This window comes from Chitinophaga pendula, assembly GCF_020386615.1.
Classification (GTDB): Bacteria; Bacteroidota; Bacteroidia; order Chitinophagales; family Chitinophagaceae; genus Chitinophaga; species Chitinophaga pendula.
This window is the reverse complement of the sequence record NZ_CP077769.1, coordinates 5,186,900-5,204,293: the sequence shown is the minus strand read 5'-3', so window position 1 is coordinate 5,204,293 and position 17,394 is coordinate 5,186,900. Positions and strand designations below refer to the sequence as shown.

At 44.3% G+C, this 17,394-nt stretch carries 15 protein-coding genes; 7 read left to right on the top strand and 8 right to left on the bottom strand.

Going from position 1 to position 17,394, the window contains the following annotated elements; translation table 11 throughout:
* Nucleotide 1: 1 nt before the first annotated feature.
* Together KTO58_RS19045 and KTO58_RS19040 are read left to right on the top strand one after the other, a co-directional pair.
* Nucleotides 2–487, top strand: coding sequence for a hypothetical protein (locus KTO58_RS19045; RefSeq protein WP_095837859.1), 486 nt, complete (start codon nucleotides 2–4; stop codon nucleotides 485–487).
* On the top strand, nucleotides 484–984 hold the full coding sequence (locus KTO58_RS19040) for a hypothetical protein (protein ID WP_095837860.1): 501 nt from the start codon (nucleotides 484–486) through the stop codon (nucleotides 982–984). The genes KTO58_RS19045 and KTO58_RS19040 overlap by 4 nt, the downstream gene beginning before the upstream one ends.
* Nucleotides 985–991: 7 nt before the next feature.
* Here KTO58_RS19040 and KTO58_RS19035 read toward each other — a convergent pair whose 3' ends face one another.
* From KTO58_RS19035 to KTO58_RS19005, 7 genes are all read right to left on the bottom strand, one after another.
* Complete coding sequence (locus KTO58_RS19035; RefSeq protein ID WP_095837861.1) at nucleotides 992–1,465, bottom strand: Lrp/AsnC ligand binding domain-containing protein; 474 nt, start codon at nucleotides 1,463–1,465, stop codon at nucleotides 992–994.
* Between the two features lie 383 nt (nucleotides 1,466–1,848).
* Nucleotides 1,849–2,448, bottom strand: a complete 600-nt coding sequence (locus tag KTO58_RS19030; RefSeq protein ID WP_095837862.1) for a porin family protein — start codon at nucleotides 2,446–2,448, stop codon at nucleotides 1,849–1,851.
* A 261-nt stretch (nucleotides 2,449–2,709) separates the two neighbouring features.
* Nucleotides 2,710–3,645: a lysophospholipid acyltransferase family protein gene (locus tag KTO58_RS19025; RefSeq protein ID WP_157752855.1), complete on the bottom strand. Its 936-nt coding sequence runs from the start codon at nucleotides 3,643–3,645 to the stop codon at nucleotides 2,710–2,712.
* A 53-nt stretch (nucleotides 3,646–3,698) separates the two neighbouring features.
* Nucleotides 3,699–4,766 (bottom strand): hypothetical protein, encoded by a 1,068-nt coding sequence (locus KTO58_RS19020; RefSeq protein ID WP_095837864.1) that lies wholly within the window; start codon nucleotides 4,764–4,766, stop codon nucleotides 3,699–3,701.
* A gap of 131 nt (nucleotides 4,767–4,897) precedes the next feature.
* On the bottom strand, nucleotides 4,898–6,649 hold the full coding sequence (locus tag KTO58_RS19015) for an STN and carboxypeptidase regulatory-like domain-containing protein (RefSeq protein ID WP_095837865.1): 1,752 nt from the start codon (nucleotides 6,647–6,649) through the stop codon (nucleotides 4,898–4,900).
* Nucleotides 6,650–6,718: 69 nt separating this feature from the next.
* Nucleotides 6,719–7,723 (bottom strand): FecR domain-containing protein, encoded by a 1,005-nt coding sequence (locus tag KTO58_RS19010; protein ID WP_095837866.1) that lies wholly within the window; start codon nucleotides 7,721–7,723, stop codon nucleotides 6,719–6,721.
* Between the two features lie 9 nt (nucleotides 7,724–7,732).
* Nucleotides 7,733–8,308 carry an RNA polymerase sigma-70 factor gene (locus KTO58_RS19005; RefSeq protein WP_095841493.1) on the bottom strand — a complete coding sequence of 192 codons (576 nt, stop codon included), beginning with the start codon at nucleotides 8,306–8,308 and terminating at the stop codon, nucleotides 7,733–7,735.
* Between the two features lie 690 nt (nucleotides 8,309–8,998).
* Between KTO58_RS19005 and KTO58_RS19000 the strand changes: the two genes are divergently transcribed.
* The 3 genes from KTO58_RS19000 (at nucleotide 8,999) to KTO58_RS18990 (ending at nucleotide 11,628) form a co-directional block, all read left to right on the top strand.
* A complete protein-coding gene (locus tag KTO58_RS19000) occupies nucleotides 8,999–10,594 on the top strand; it encodes an ABC-F family ATP-binding cassette domain-containing protein (RefSeq protein WP_095837867.1) in 1,596 nt (531 codons plus the stop codon).
* 85 nt (nucleotides 10,595–10,679) lie between these two features.
* Nucleotides 10,680–11,282 carry a thioredoxin family protein gene (locus KTO58_RS18995; RefSeq protein ID WP_157752857.1) on the top strand — a complete coding sequence of 201 codons (603 nt, stop codon included), beginning with the start codon at nucleotides 10,680–10,682 and terminating at the stop codon, nucleotides 11,280–11,282.
* 55 nt (nucleotides 11,283–11,337) lie between these two features.
* Complete coding sequence (locus KTO58_RS18990; protein WP_225859827.1) at nucleotides 11,338–11,628, top strand: hypothetical protein; 291 nt, start codon at nucleotides 11,338–11,340, stop codon at nucleotides 11,626–11,628.
* A 60-nt stretch (nucleotides 11,629–11,688) separates the two neighbouring features.
* Here the strand turns inward: KTO58_RS18990 and KTO58_RS18985 are convergent, their stop codons facing one another.
* Nucleotides 11,689–12,639 (bottom strand): sugar phosphate isomerase/epimerase family protein, encoded by a 951-nt coding sequence (locus KTO58_RS18985; RefSeq protein WP_095837870.1) that lies wholly within the window; start codon nucleotides 12,637–12,639, stop codon nucleotides 11,689–11,691.
* A gap of 501 nt (nucleotides 12,640–13,140) precedes the next feature.
* Here KTO58_RS18985 and KTO58_RS18980 point away from each other — a divergent pair.
* Both KTO58_RS18980 and KTO58_RS18975 read left to right on the top strand, forming a co-directional pair.
* The gene (locus tag KTO58_RS18980) at nucleotides 13,141–13,671 is read left to right on the top strand and encodes a DinB family protein (RefSeq protein WP_095837871.1); all 531 of its coding nucleotides are present in this window, start codon (nucleotides 13,141–13,143) and stop codon (nucleotides 13,669–13,671) included.
* Nucleotides 13,672–14,136: 465 nt separating this feature from the next.
* The gene (locus KTO58_RS18975; RefSeq protein ID WP_157752858.1) at nucleotides 14,137–17,385 is read left to right on the top strand and encodes a hypothetical protein; all 3,249 of its coding nucleotides are present in this window, start codon (nucleotides 14,137–14,139) and stop codon (nucleotides 17,383–17,385) included.
* Nucleotides 17,386–17,394: the final 9 nt, after the last annotated feature.

The window sequence follows — 17,394 nt, the reverse complement described above, 5'->3', positions numbered from 1 at the left end:
CATGATCAATTGGAAAACCTATAACTACCGGACCCCAAAACCACCGGTGCCTGCCCTGCTTGCCGTAGGGCTGCTTTTCGCTGCCGGCGCCCTCTATCCGGGCCTTAGCGGCTGGGGCTTCGGCATCGCCGGACATCGGTTCCCAACCTGGGGCAACTACCTCTTCCTGAGCATATTTTTCCTGTTCGGACTACTAATGATCACCAACGCCCTCATCAGCAAAAGCAAATTCGTCGATAAAGTCCGCATCATCCGGATCGATGAACAGGATATCCAACTGCCAGAAGGCATCGGCGAAGAGGTCGTCCTCCTCCGATGGAAAGATATCAGCAAAACCCAAATGACAGTATACAACAAAATGCGCTCCCTCCTCATCTCCCACCACGAAGGAAAAATCAGACTACAGGAAATTGCTTTCGAATCCCCCGCTCATTTCGAAGATTTTCTTTTTAACTTTCAGCAATTCCAGCAATTGTCACCGAAATGAAGTTACCCATCGTAGTACATCGTAGCCATAATTTGTTATACAGCGCCCTCGCTATCACCGCCCTCGTCCCCCTGCTGATCACCATATTATGGACCACCATACTACACCACTCACTACCTGCCGCCATACTGATAGGACTCCTTTTTCTGCTTGGTACAATAATAGTTCTGCTACCACTCAATTTTCGCTACTACTGGCAAACCCCTTCCAGGATCGAACTATCAGAACATACCCTCTTCTTCATGAAAGGAAACCGGCACGGACAAATATCCCTGTCCCAGGTCACAGAAGTCGTCTATTACCCCGGTACAGTAAACCTCAGTACAATATCCCTGTTTAATGTGTTCCGGCTATATAATTATTGCACATTTCATATGTATAATGGGGCAAAATATGGCTTTAGCCTCGTCGGTATAAACCGGGAAGACCGTAACAAACTACTCGATGCATTACTAAATACCTGCATCCGCCAGAAAATTCCCTTCCGGGACGTGTAAAAAACAATCAATCCACCACCTCAATATGAGAAGACCTGCTGAAACTCTCCTCCAGCGAAATCAATGTCTCCGTACGCTCTATACCTTCAATATGCTGCAACTTATCCTGCAGAATATTCCGTAACTCCGTAATATCCTTACATACGATCTCCGCAAACATACTGTAACTACCTGTCGTATAGTTCAATCGCACGATCTCCGGTATCTTACGCAGCTTCTTCGCAACATGCTCAAATAAACTGCTCTTCTCTAAATAAATACCAATAAAGGCATTTACATCATAACCCAGCATTTTGAGGTCTACATGCAACTTAGTACCAATAACAATACCCAGCTCATGCAATTTTTTAATACGAACGTGAATGGTCCCGGCAGATACAAATAACTTTTTACCCAATTCGGCATAGGAGATTTCGGCGTTTTCAGACATGGTGGCAATGATCTGACGGTCTAATTTGTCAATGTTCAAATTTTTGGTCATTATTTGGCCGTGTTTTGGTGTTTGTTCAAAAATAGGTAATATTTTTGAATGAAATCAAATTATTATAGGGTCGCTGCACATATTTAACTCGCTCAATGAGCGCAAATTAGGAAGAACAAATAAAATAAACTCGGCCTGAAGTACAACTGCATAAAAAAACCGGGCACCAATAGAAACTGGCAGCCCGGTGCTATATATGTTGATAGTGGTAAAATTAGTTGGTAGCATAACCACCCCTTGCCGCCACCTTCTTGCGAAAATGTTTCCGGCAAAAAATAAATAGCCTGATTACAAGGAGTGTGATAAGCATACTATTAGCGTTAAGAGATCGTAGGTTTAGGTCAGCGGTGCCGCACCATCAGGTCCGGCACCGCACCGGTATCTTATCTGTGTAATGTATAACCAACAGTTACACCAAAAGAAGTATTACGGAACTTACCACCGTCTACCTTGCTCAAATTCAGCAATCCCAGCTCTGCATTCAGCCCCAGGGTCAGACCACTCTTCAGCTCATAACCCACCTGGAAATGAGCACCCGCATCAAAACGTTTCATCTTGTTATCACCCTTGAACAAGTTAACATCAGCTGCATCCTTTACACCCTTCAACTTACCGGATAATGCATAACCCAGGTATGGACCTGCTCCCAGTACCAAACGGCCACTGCCTACCTCTGGCTTGAATACCAGGTCTACCGGCAATGTCAGGTAATTTAGTCTGTATTTGGAATCAGAATTTTTGATCTTTCCACCTTTACTCTCATACATAAGACCAGGTTGTATGAACAGGTCATTCCCTAACTTGAAATCAGCATATACACCAATCTGCATACCTGCCTGTAATTTGGTAGTCTCCGTTTTTCCACCACCAGTCGCTCGCACACTGGCGAAATTAGGACCAGCTTTAATTCCTATACTGGATTGGGCATAGCTAGCCAGGGACAACAGCATAGCCGCTGTTGCAAAAATGATTTGCTTCTTCATGTTTTGTGTCGTTTAAAAAATGTTTAGTAAGATGTCGTTGTGTATATTCTTTATTATAATTGGCTTGTTTTGCTACAACGATATAACGTCTGTGAAAAGTAATACCCCTACGGCCTGCGGATATTTTTTGTTTTTTTTATGATTTACTCACTGGTAGCATGAAAACGAAATAACAACTGTATCAGCAATATTATAGCCAATAGTATCCACAGTACTAACAGTGATGATAGTACGATAAGTAGTGATAACATAAGTTGAAGATTATAATTTGTGTTTCCACCGGCGATGTGTCCATAGCCAGTATTGAGGGGCTTTACTAATGGTAGCTTCCAGTTCCCGCGCAAATAAAGCGGTGATCTCCCCGGAAGAAGTTTGAGAAGGGGCATCAGATAGTAAAGAAAAACGTACATCCCAATATCCATCACCACTCGGCATCAACTCCGTATATATAACTACAGCATCCGTAGCCTTGGAAAGTTTCTCCGCTCCATCAAACATCAACGATTCCTGGTTCATAAAATCCAACTGGCACTTCGCCTCCGGAGCAGGAGATTGATCCGCAATAAAAATATACATCGTCGGCTCATCTTTACGCTGCAGCATATATCTCGCCGCTTGCTGCATCGGCAACATCTGCATACCAAAACGACTCCTGAAATGTTTGATAAGCCGGTCAAATACTCCACTCGAAAGTGGCTTATATACCGCCATCATCGGCGCCTTAAAATGTTTGGGCAAAATGTTCATACACTCCCAGTTACCATAATGACCCATCATCAGGATAATACTACGCCCCTGCGATTCATAATGCGCCGGCAACTCCGGATTAACGACCCGCACCCTGCGCATCATCTCCCCCTCAGAAATAGATCCCATCTTGATGATCTCCGCCAGCAACCGGCTGAAGTGTCTGTAAAACCGCTTAACGATCGAATCGATCTCCGCATAGGTCATGTCAGGCAATGACCTTGACAGGTTCTGCATCACTACACTATAACGATATTTTAACAAATGGAACGCAAGAAAATACACCATCGTCGATATCGCATAAAGTACCCGCAGTGGTAACAAGCTCATCGTATAAGCTCCCCAGAATATCAACTGGTAACCAACGAACTGAAACAACTGTTGTATGAAACTTTTGATATTGATCCATATCCTTGACCCCGCAGGAGCCTGTATCGCTATATTCCTCATGTGTCTTCTTTTTGCTAATGACACGGCATTTGTAATACCTGTCACAGGCGGCATTAAAATACAAACTGCACGCCACCAGATGCACCAATGTAAGTGCCCTCAAAATGCCCGTTTCTCATCTTGGTACGAATGTAGTTACTCACAAGGTCCTTGCCAAGATCATCTGTAATAAACAGATAGTTAAATGTCGGACCTGCGTATATTTCGAAGCGTTTTCCAAAACGATATGCGGCATAGATGCGCCCGGCTGCTTTATTATAGCTGCCTTTCTTGAAATCTTCCAACACAATGTTGGCAATCTCAAAATTCATACGGAACCCACCAGCTACAGGCAAACGGTACCCAACTCCCGCCTCAAACGCGTATAATGTTTGCTTACTTTTGAAATTGTATCCGGCACCAAATATACCATACAAACGCCGTCCGCCGGAACGAAAAGTAACAAGCCCCGTAGCCGTTTCATCTATACTCAAACCAATGGACTTCTCCCCATTTTTCACAATATTAATAAGACCTATTGAATACTCACTGCTGTCAGCTATATTGATCAAACCAATCTGCACTCCTTTTACCTTCTTCGCCCTATTCAATATCCCCCCGATCTGTACATGTACCTGCGAAGCATAATTCGCAATACCCGCGATCTGCAACCCCGCTTCTCCTTTGGGAGCACTATTGAAAATGCCGCTCAGCTGCGTGCCATTCGTACTGTCGGCAAGGTTAGTAATACCGGCCATCTGAATACCTTCCATCGTTTTACTGGCATTCGCAACACCCGCTATCTGAGCACCTTTCATATCATTACGTACACCATTGTAAATACCTGCCAGCAATACCCCTTTCGCATGATTACCCACCAGGTTCGTAATACCAGAAATCGCGGTACCACGTACACTATCCTTCACAATAGTAGCAATACCCGATCCCGCAAAACCCTTCTCTGCATAAGATAAACCAGATAAAAGATGAAGGGAAGTCTTATTGGTATACTGAGCTGCTGCCGAGCCATTACTACTTATCGGATATACAAAACCTATATGGAGATTACTGCTCTTCTGTTGTGCCATTGCTCCCGTTGCTAAAGAGAGCAGCATAAGTGTCTTTATATATTTTCGGTTCATATGCTGTTATTTGGAATTAAGACACCCCGAAAAATATTTACCCCTATAAGGTCCTCATTTTTTTATGCATAAAAAAAATGCCAGCCGGAAATGGCTGACATCAATTGCTTATATCCAATTTATACGGTAGATCAGAACAACGAAATACCTACTCTCCATCCTACCCAGGCGCGGATACTTCCGATCTGGAAGGCACTATAACTACCGGGAAACTCCGCCTGGTAACCAGCTTTGGCAGGTATCTCTTTAGGCTCATAAATAGAGAAAGCTGGCCCACCGAATAAGGTAACCCGCTTGCTCAAACGGTAATGTATATCCGCCTGCAAACGCGTAATAGTGGGCGGATTCTCCCAATCGCCCATATATACCGTCTGCGAACTGAACTCTCCCGAAAGCGCCAGCGATTTCGCCAACTGGAACTCTTTGCCTATACCATAACCAAAAGTAAACGCCTTTTGAGAAAAATCTACATTCGCACCAACAAAAAGAATGCTGTACAAACGACGCGTTCCCGTCTTATATGCAACATTCACATGTGTGATCTCATTCGAATAAACCGATACCTGGTGCAACCCCTTACGTACAATGTTGAAAATACCAATACTATAACCACTGGAAGTATCCGATACATTGATCAATCCCACCTGCACACCATGCTGTCCCTTGGCAGAATTAAACAATCCTATCTGCACCCCTTTGAGATCACCTTTCGAAATATTAGCCAGCGCTGATATCTGCGTACCGTGTGCATTACCCGCGTAGTTGAACAACGACCCTATCTGCACCCCCTTGGTGGTTTCTTCACTGATGTTACCACCACCCGCTATCTGTACACCATTAAAATCATTGCTCTTCATTACATTCAATAGGCCACCCAGCTGCGCACCATCCGCACTGCCATCCGCACGATTGTAAGCGCCGGCTATCTGCACTCCATTCAGTTTACCTTTCAGCATGTTACTCAGACCCCCGATCTGCGCCCCACTCAAAGAATCCAGCACGTTATTATGCATCCCTGCCACCTGTACTCCAAGCACCTTACCTCCGACTACGTTAAACAACCCGGCAAACTGTGCATACTTCACATCCTTTTTGACAATGTTAAAGACACCAGCCAGCTCAAAACCATTGACACCGGCAGTATAACCGCCAATAAGATTGATAGATACCTTATTGATCACCTGCGTACTCAATTTCCCATGACTGCCCAACCCAGGCGCAATAGAAAATTGATAAGGCTGCTTGGCAAAGAATTTAGAAATGTTCAGACCTTGTACCATCTGCTTCGGCGAGAGGAACATCCTACTCAGGAAGTTCTTTTCCACCCCGGGCTTTATAACCACCGGTTTCAACAAATGTGTCACCTGCGTGATCTGCACCGTCAGCTCCTGGTCCTGACCAGGTGTCACCTTCAGCAGCGTATCCGCATACAATTCCTTACTGATACTAAGCGTAGGCGCAGGATAGCGATCCCGCAGGCGTAATTTGAAATAACCTTGCTCATTGGTAAGGGTAGATATCAACTGCTGTCGTTCATACACACTGGCATTTACAATGCGTATCCCCGTCTTCCCATCCACCACATAACCACTCACCAGATAACCGGAATTTAAGGCTACGGTCTTCGGTTGCAGAATGATATATCCCCCCGTCTCCTTATACTGACAACGGCCGTCCAGTAACTGGTCCAATACCTGCCGTACAGACTTCTTGGTCACACTCACAGTCACCAGGCTATCCGCCGGCAGAATATTACTACGGTAAGAAAAAGTGAAATTGCCTAAACGGCCTATGGTCTGAAGCACGTTAGCCAGCGGTTGCCGGCTAACATTCATCGTTATGGTCTTGTTAAGAAGTTGCTGCCCCTGGCTATTATGCCACATCAAAACGGTAAGGGTAATAAAAACGATGGCTTTAAAAAAAGATCGGTGGTGCATGTAGGCTTGAAGAGCTTATTTTAAAATGATTTGCTGACCCCTGCGCTCGATCTGCACATTCTCTTCACCGAGCGTCTGACGAATGATCATCAGCACAGTGTCCAGAGACTGATTGTGAAAGGTCGTTGTCAAAGGTAAATCATTTATTTGGCTGTTGCCTATTACAATATTGGCATGATAAGCTTCATTTAAAGTAGCCACCAACTTCCAGAGAGGCGTCTCATTACATACAAATGTTTTCGTACGGTAGTAGTTGTACAACTCGTCTATGTTCTCCTGCTTCACCGGTGCCGCCTGATCTTTATATACAGTAGCCTTCTCTTTCACCTTCAACTGCACACTATGTGTTTCCTTGCTCACCTCTACCATGCCCGTCTCCACGATCACTTCCGTTTGCTCCTTTCCGCTCTTCACATTAAAAGAAGTGCCGAGCACCTTTACCGTCACATCATTGGCATGAATGATGAAAGGTTTGTTCTCGTCCTTGGCAATGCTGAAAAACGCTTCCCCTTCCAATGTTACCGCCCGTACTTCCCCTTTGAAGGTCTTTTCATAGGAGATGGCAGACTGCCTGTTCAACGTTACAATAGAACCGTCAGAAAGCGTATCCGTTAATACATTGTCCTGTGTACGCAATGCCATCATCTCACTGCCTTGCATACCCCTGCCCGTAAAGTGATATACCAGCCATCCCGCTACCGCCAATACCGCTACCGTCGCCGCAATACGCAGCCATTTACGGTAAGGACGCGAAGGTTGTAACTGTATGATACGCGGACGGGTCGCATTATCCTGTATACGCTGCTGGAACCGGTTCCAGGCATCATTAGGATGCACCTCCCTGGTAGACCCCAACTGCTTACTCTGATCCCAGATCAGCTGGAAATGATGAAAGTAATTAGCTTGCTCGTCGCCACTGGCCACCCATTCCTGGACCGCCTGCTGCTCGGCGGCATTGGCTTCCCCTAACAGGTACTTTGCCAGCAGATCATCGTCGATATGTGTAGAATGCTTGTTCACAGTGTAAGTTTACAGATTGAGCAATAACAATAGTAGGGCAGGTAAAAAATCGATTAGGTTCAGCCGCAATAATCGCAATGCCTTCCCCATCTGGTTCTCAACTGTCTTGATGGAAATATTCAGCCGGTCAGCGATCTCCTGGTACTTTAACTCGTCAAACCGGCTCATCTGGAATACCGTTCGACATTTCTCCGGAAGATCCTGCAACGCCTTGTCCAACCGCTCCTCCAAGTCCCGCATCATCACCTTCTTAGATGCGTTCTCCGTAATCTGGTTCCCATGGTGTTTGGTATAAGACTGGTGAGCGGCCTTCACCTTCTCATGCCGGAGATAATTGATACTCTCATGATAAACCGCCTTATACAAATAAGCCGTTATCGATTGCTGTATCTGGATCTTCCCCGTCTTCTCCCATAACTTGCAGAAAACATTCTGTACCATCTCCTCCGCCATAATATCATCCTTCACTATGGTATAAGCATAAGAGTGCAGGCTCTTAAAATGACTTTTAAAAACTTCTTCAAATGCCATCTCCCCGGCGCCGTCCAGAGATGCCTGTATATGACCCGAATCGTTTACTTCCATTCGTGCTGCTTGATATCTTAGATCAAATATAATTCCTTCTCTCATCTCAAAAGGCGCATTTAATGTAAGACACACCATGGCCTCTTTACCCCCACGCTACCGCCTGCAAATAATATAAAATCAAGCAGATTATTACAGATCACTTTATTAATTATGTCCAAAAAATAAAATATATAGCATCGGCTGACCCTTTTCCTTGTTTTGGCATAGCTCCCATACCTGCCATCAATAAAGCCTGTAAAATAATCAAACGACAAGCGGAAGGCCCTGAATATCAGTTGTATATAATAAATTTTAAATTCCAAGTAATTGACATATAGTTATTTATAACTCACGTCCACCTCTCCCGTATCATTCGTATAACATTCGTATATCATTTCTATAGCCATCGCATATCTTTCCGTTGATTTTCTTACCTTTGCCCCATCATGAAGTAATCGTACTCACATATCTATAGGCTGCCCAGCCACTTCGCAATCCGCGAGACCCATTCTCATTATATTATTTATTCTAACTAACTAACACCGCAGGGACCCTGCCGTATTGCAAAGCTTGGCACATATCCAGCCTTCAAACCTGTCATTTCATTTTTTCACCATAAAATCATGTCAATCATGCGGAACAATTCTTCCACCACCCAGACCATCATGCGCTCAGCCGCCATTTTCTCACGCTCCAATCCCGTTTTTTATGTTATTGACAGTACAAGATCTCAGCTTCATACTTCCCTCCGGAAAACCTTTGTTTCAACACCTGCACTTTAGTATAGGCAAAGGAGGGATCACCGGGCTCGTTGGAGATAATGGCACCGGCAAATCCACCTTGCTTAAAATACTCGCAGGAGAACTACCACCGGCAGATGGCGCCGTGCTGCACGAAGGCCAGGTCTATTATGTACCACAACACTTCGGCCAGTATAATGACCTCACCGTAGCAGAAGCCTTAGGCATCGCCTCCCGGCTCGATGCCCTCCAGGCCATACTCGAAGGCAACACGGATGCCCGCTATTTTGAAGAACTGCAGGATGACTGGGACCTCGAAGAACGCTGCCGGCAGGCATTCTCCGATTGGGGACTGCAAGATATCGGGCTGCTCCACTGCTTCAGCTCACTTAGTGGAGGAGAAAAGACCAGGACCTTCCTCGCAGGCATCGATATCTGGCAACCAGATCTCGTCCTCATGGACGAACCCACCAACCACCTCGATACCTCCACCCGCGAACGGCTATACGATTGGGTCACCACCAACAAAACACAGGTATGGCTCGCCAGCCACGATCGCCAACTCCTGCAGTATTGCGATCATATCTGCGAACTCACCTCCGCAGGTCTCAAAATGTATGGCGGTGGCTTCGATTTCTACCTGGAGAAAAAAGCGGAAGAAGAAGCGGCCTTCCAGCAACGCCTCTCCGATGCTGAAAAATCCGTCCGCGTTGCCAAACGCAAACAACAGGAGACATTCGAACAGCAACAAAATGATACCAACCGCGGCGTCAAAAAAACACAGACCAACAACATTCCCAAAGGGTTGATCAATACCCTCCGCAACCGGGCAGAATTGTCTTCGGCCAAACTAAAATCAGTACACGAAAAAAAACTGACTGGCCTGAGAGAAGAACTGGATAAACTGCGGGAACAGGAACTCCTGCAGGGAAACATGCGCACCGACTTCGGCGACGCCAGGTTGCACGCCGGCAAAATATTGGTCAAAGCCGATCACATCAATGTCTCCTTCCGGGAAAATAGCACACTCTGGTCACAACCACTGTCCTTCCAGATCAACAGCGGCGACAGAGTAGCCATTACCGGAGACAACGGTAGCGGCAAATCCACTTTGATAAGTCTCATCATGGGCAACCGACCCCCTGCACAGGGTGAACTCTACCTGGCCGACTGCCAGCGGGTACTGCTCGACCAGGAATATTCCCTCGTCGATCGCAACAAAACCGTTCTGCAACAGCTGGAAAGTTTCAACGATGGCGGCCTCCTCGATCATGAACTCAAAGTGCGCCTCAACCGCTTCCTCTTCGATCAGCATACCTGGCACAAACCCTGCAGCGTACTCAGTGGCGGCGAAACACTACGCCTCGCCCTCTGCTGTATCATGGTCAGGAACAATACACCAGATATGATCATCCTAGATGAACCGGCCAACAACCTCGACTTGCGCAACCTCAGTATCCTCACCAGGGCCATGGCTGCCTACAACGGCACCCTCGTAATCATCTCCCACGATATCGTCTTCCTGGAAGAAGTCGGTATCACACAAGAGATTCACCTCCAATAGTCCTATATTATGAGATAGGTGTTTAAACACGTATCTTTATACAGCAGTCCGGCGTCCGGGCTGCTGTATGTTTAAATGTAAGTATATGACTGTCAATAAAGTAGATTCCATTTATGTAGAAGAAGCCATGGATTATCAGCAGTATAGAACGCTGATCGATGGATTATTGAAAGAAGGAAAGACAACCGGTACGATCTATTCCGGTCCCGAAATACTCGAATACGCCAAACTCAACGCCGCCCGCATGAGCCGGCTGGAAAAAACAGTAACGCTCACACCTGCCATGCAGGATGCCCTGTCTAAATTGACCGCTCACCAAACCTGGCTTGTACTCACCGAAGGATGGTGTGGCGATGCCGCACAGTCCGTTCCCATCTTTAACGCCATCGCCAACGCGACCGACAAGATCACACTCCGGCTGCTGCTACGCGACGAAAATCCCGACCTGATGCAGCAATATCTCTACGAAGGAAAAAGCAAAAGCATCCCCCGCCTGATCGCCGTAAATGATGAAATGGAAGAGCGCTTCGTATGGGGGCCCCGCCCCGTTGAATTGCAGGCACAGTTCGTAGAGATGCAGGAAAAGAAAATGCACTACACACAGATAGCAGAAGTGTTACATGCCTGGTACGCAAAAGATAGGACCATCTCCGTCCAAAGCGAACTGGCAGCACTACTCCGGGTATAAGATGACCTTGCGCCTGGCCTGATACTTGTGGCATATATTGTAAATGTTTTGCTGTATGAACACCCAAACCATTACAGTCATCATAGACGATAAACCACAGCAACTGGCAGTCGAGAAAGACACTTATAATGACAAGCCGGTGTATTACCTGGTAGATGAAGACATTGAAACCCGGTTAAACGGCGTCCTGCCTAATAACCTGGTACTGACAGACACGTCGGATGGCGTGAGATGCTCTCCGCGTGTTATCACCATCGAAGGGCAACAGGCCATACAATCTATTTGGGCAGCTATCAAAGAACAGTTCACTGATACCCCGCAGCCCTTCGGCCCGGGATTAGGTTAAATAAAAAAACCTCGCTGACACCTACAATAGTGTCAGCGAGGTAAATATATCAGTACAATATCAGGCCATTGCCTCCCGCAACATCGCCACACTCTTACGTACACCAGACTCTGGCGCTTCCTTCCCTTCAAATTCTATAGCTATATAGCCTTTATAATTCGCACGCCGTAGTATACCGACGATGCGCTTATAATCCAGGTCCAGCGTATACCATTCACCACCACCATAATAAGTTTTCGCCTGTACAAAACTGGCATATGGCACCACCTTTTCCAGCTTGTCATACGGGTGCTCCAGGAAATTGCCGGTATCCATCAGCACACCCAGCCAGGGCGAATCGATCGCTTGCCGTATCCGCAACAGTCCTTCCGGTGTAGAGGTAAGCCCCCAATGGTTTTCCAGAGTCAGTAACACTCCGCATTCCTGCGCTTTTGGCAAGCACTTTTCAATACAGTCGATACACCACTTAAAGGCATCATCTTCTGTATAACCCGGAATAGCGGGCTCTACACCTCGCTTGGCCATCAGCTCATCGAAAGATTTGATCGTTCCCCAACGTCCGCTGTTCAACCGGATGGCAGGAATACCCATCTTATATGCCAGCTCTATACAGCGTAAAGTGTGATCAATATCCTTCTGGCGCTCTGCGGCATCCGGCGATACAAAGTCCTGGTGTATGGACAGGGAAATAAGATCTACGCCATGCAGGAAAGCATGCCGTTTCAGCTTTTGCAGGTAGGCATTATCCTCGCTCTCCATCTGCCGGTGAAGGATATCGACCCCCTCTACACTAAGCGCCATCGCCTCATCAATCACTTTCTCGATAGGATACTTCGGTGTCTTGAAATGCCAGTAGGAATAGGTGGACAGAGCCAGCTTAAAGGGAGTGTGTTCCGCAGGCTTAGCAGGAGCCGCAGCAACAGCCGCAGGTAAGAAGGCCGGTAGCGGGCTGGCAAGTAATGCCGCACTCGCCAGGCCCTTTTGTACAAAAGATCGCCGGGAAAGAGTCATAAAGTGGAATTTGGTTGAATAGAAAAATACAATATTTTCCGCCTAACTGAAAGCGCTAAAAAGAAAGGATTGCCAATATCGGCAACCCTTCTCTGCAAAAATACCTTGTCGGTATCTGGTAGCTCGAATCATATAAAAACGATTCGGCTAGCGGAAGCACTTGAAAGTAGTACCTATACTCAGGCATATTAATCCTTGACAACAAGGGATAACATTACAAGGCGATTGACCTTCATTAAGACATTCAACCCGCCTCGGATGACTGGTGCCGCCACCGGTTATTGATTTTAATTGTGACCGGTTTAAAACGGCTGAATGTTTGGTTGACATAATTTGCTTTTTCATGGCATATCTATTTGGTGAGAAATACAGGGAATAACGTGGTAGAATCATTACTTTTAGGCTGCTGCCAGAGATATACTAAGTACGTATAAACTGGTGACGATATGGCGCAGTGTTTGCTTTGGGCTAAAGGACGTATTAAACATCAACACCACCAATATGGCAATATATCAAACAGAAGTCTTAATAGCTCGCTTTAATGAAACTATCGATCAATGGGCCATCGCCCTGAATGACTACACGTTGGAAATGTTGCTGCAAAAGCCCAAAATTGGTTCATGGTCATTAGGGCAAGTGTATGTCCACATCACAGATGATACTAAATATTTTGTTGAACGAATGAAGTCTGCGCTGTCGGGCGATGTCCACAGCGACAAACAAATGCATGAAGATGCGAAAGGGCTATTCGAGCGCAACGGCTTCCCCGATACGATGATTGAAGGTCCCGCCACAGATGATAGTGTAAGACAACCCGCCAATAAAGAAGAACTGTTAACAAGTCTGTTGTTCATAAAGGACGAAGTGAACAATCTGTCTATGGCATTCAACCGCTCCGGATCAAAAGGAAAAGCAGAACATCCCGGCTTACATTACTTTACTGCTGTGGAATGGTTACAGTTCGCAGAAATGCACATGCGACACCATTTCAGACAGAAGAAGAGAATCGACGATCAATTATTCTCCTCCTGATAATATTAGTAATCAGGTATCGCTATATTCCTAATTTGTAACATATTCTATACTCAGTACATTTTATTTTGTAATCGAAAAATCATATCGATAATAGTCGGAATGAATTATTGAGGTAATCATACTAGCTGTTTTATAACGTGGTTTTGGGTGTTCAATAGTGCATTATTTAATAGGCCTGTAGTGAGGATAAAAATATTTGTTTATTCAAAAAATCTTATCTTTTTTTGTTAGCGAAATGCTTTGTATACACCTATATTCTGATTATTGTAAGTTTTTGTGTCCTGATCTATGAATTTTAGCTTGTCATTCTGTAATGCCTATGTGTTGACAAGTGATTAATAATCAGATATATAGAAAAAGTGTGCCAATGACTAAAATACTTAGTCAATCTTCTTTAAATTAATACTTGAAGTAATTATGCCCAGCAGTTTAATGCTCATTCGTAGTTGGAAACCCCAGCTAATGTTGTTAGTATTCATTTTAGTAGTTAGCTCATCTGCATTAGCACAATACGAAGACAAAGTCTCTGTGACTTTACCGTCCCCTAACAACATATTTGCCACTTCTTATTTGAATTCCAATATAAACCTTTATACCGGAGTACCAGATATCGGCATCCCCATCTACACTGTACCATCTAAAGAGTTATCAGTTCCTATCAGCCTGAGTTATAAGGCAACAGGTGTGAGGTTACAAGATATTGCTTCGTACGTGGGTATGAATTGGACGCTTAATGCCGGAGGAATGATTACCCGTATAGTTAGAGGACTACCAGATGAATCAGAGAAAGGATACATTGGAAAGAATAAAGCTGGTGTAGAGATCAATGACGGAGCGGAACATAATTCGGCTCGTGCTGATAAAATAGGAAAAGGGGACCTGGATGGAGAACCAGATCTTTTTTATGTTAACACACCATCCGGTAAATATTCATTTGTTTTTGATGAAAATGGCAATGCAGTGTTTAATAGACCAACCCGGATTGAAGTGGTGATGGATGTTACGAATAGGGGAACAGACAATCTGGGAATATTCTTCAAGGTAACAGATGAAAAAGGAGTAAAATACATTTTTGGGGCGAATGCTGCAGAGAGGGAAATCGCTGCTGTGACAGATGGATCGGACCCCAAACCTGATTTTATCTCTACATGGTATCTAAGTACTATGGAATCCTTCAATGGTACCGATAAAATAGAGTTTAGTTATGTAGCCGGGAGTAATATTGTTACCAAAATTTACAACAAAGTACGCATTCGCTACTCAACTTCCGGAAGTTGTTCCGGCCCTGGTGAAACTATTAGTACTTCAGATAATAACCGGACGTATAAAGCACCAAAGTATATCTCTACGATAAAGAGTAATACTGCGCTTGTTAAGTTTAACTATTTGACAGACAGAAAAGATGTCAGCAATGGATACCAGCTATACCGGATAGATATCCAAAGCATTTCAGATAATATTATCCTGAAAAAGTACATCTTGAACTATGAGTATTTTCATCCTGTTAATGCAGATATAGACTTAAACAGACTGTGTCTTAAGAAAATCTATGTAGCTTCTGGTGATGGTAATGCTTCAATGAGATTGTATGAATTTAAGTATTTCAATAACCCGCAGTTAAAATTCCCTTCCAGAAGTAGTGTAGCCTACGATCATTGGGGATTTTATAATAACAATAGCGAATCTACTCCTTTCGTCCCGGAAGCTGATAAACAGCCTGATTTAGATAAGACATTACAATATTCCTTGCAAACTATAGAACATGCTCAAGGTGGCAAGACTGAATTTGAATTTGAGTTGAATAGTTGTTTTGATGCTGCCACAAACATGAATAAGGTGATAGGCGGTCTCAGGGTCAAAACGATGAAAGAGTATGACAATTTAGGTAATGTATACACCCGCTCGTATGAGTACAAACAGCCTAGTGGAATCTCTTCTGGACAGCTCTTTATGAAAGCATTTAATTACTCAAAAACAATTTCACTTGGAGTGCCAAGTCCTGGAGGAATCTGTGTTATTTCCGGAGAGAGTGTTAACGCTGGTGTACTATTTAATCTGGCTGATGTAAATGGGACTGTAGTTGGATATTCCAATGTAAAGGTGACGAATGGAGATGGAAGCTATGAGATCAGCACATTTAATAACTTTAATGACTTCCAGGATAATTTTGCCATTACAGATCGTGTTGGTAACACAATAAGCGCGGATGCTATCAGGCAGTTCAGCTTTCCTACGTCAAATGCCTATAAACGTGGATTACTCGTTAATAAAGCAGCTTATACGGCATCTAATCAATTGGTGACTTCTACTGCCTATAGATATGGCCCTCTATCTGCTCAACAAAAAAAGGCAAGAGGAATAGGAGTTACGCTGTTTTACAGAGTGGGTACTGGAACCAACGGTTGGTTTGAAAATGCCTATTATCAACCAACAGAAACTTACAATCTCGTTAGTGAAACCGAACGTACTTACGATCAGCTGAATACAGCATTGTATCAAGATCGGGAAAAGACATATGAGTATAATCCAGATGGTTCATTGCTTAGAAAAGTTACTTATAACACATCGGAAGGACAACAGTTTTTTGACAAATATTACTATCCGGAAAACAGAGCTGAGTTACCGAACTTGAGCCCTGAAGAAATAGGTGCTTACACCAGAATGAACTTACAGAGTATACCCATACGTGAGGAGCGTCACCATGCCGATGGCAGTGTCGATACAAAGTATACTATGTTTCAGCTAAAGCTGGGAGGGCAACCAGTAGTTCCCAAAGTATTTCCTGTCAAGGCACAGAGTACACGAAATACAACACCTTTTACGGATGAGGTTATCTATGCATATGATTTCGAGACAGGAAATATTATTACCGAAGCAAAACGGAATGGAACGCTTAACGGTTATCTATGGGACAAAAACAATGCTTTAGTAGCAAAAAGTACGCAGGCTGCGGGCAATGAGATATATTTCCAGAGTTTTGAAGATATGGCTGGGGCATCCATAGGTAATGCATATTCTGGAAGAAAATATTTTAACGGTAGTTTCCCTATCCCTTTTACAAAACCTAACAATAAAGTATATAACCTTACTTACCGCAGGCTGATAAGTGGTAAATGGGAATTTGTTACTAGAAATTATACAGATAACTATACAATTAATGAATCATACCCGATAGATGATATCAGGATTGCTCCAGTAGGGACGAGGATGAATACGTATACTTATATACCATTGATCGGAATGAATTCCGCCTGCGACGAAAATGGTGATATAAAGTACTATGAGTACGACCACTTCCAGCGACTGAAGGTGATGCGGGATCTTAACGGAAATATCCTCAAGCAATTGGAGTATAAATATGCCTATGATAACCCATTACCTGTATTGTATGCTCGCTTGGAGGAACGGAATGTGATAGAGCGATCAAATACTAGTCTCCACTATTGGAAAACGGGCAATATATATGTGGTGCTGGAAGATGAAGCTGGCAACCGCGTAAATAACCCGGGAGTCACTATTAATTATGTACTTACCGAATCTAGAAATGGAAATACGACTACAACCAATCAGATTGCTGCATTTTCAGACAGCGAATTCAGAATATATTCAGGTACACTATTGGAATATGATATAGACGGTAATGGTACTCCATTCAATTATGTAAATATAATGTTGAACCTGGCACCAGGAGAAGGGTACAAAATTAGATAAGACCTCACT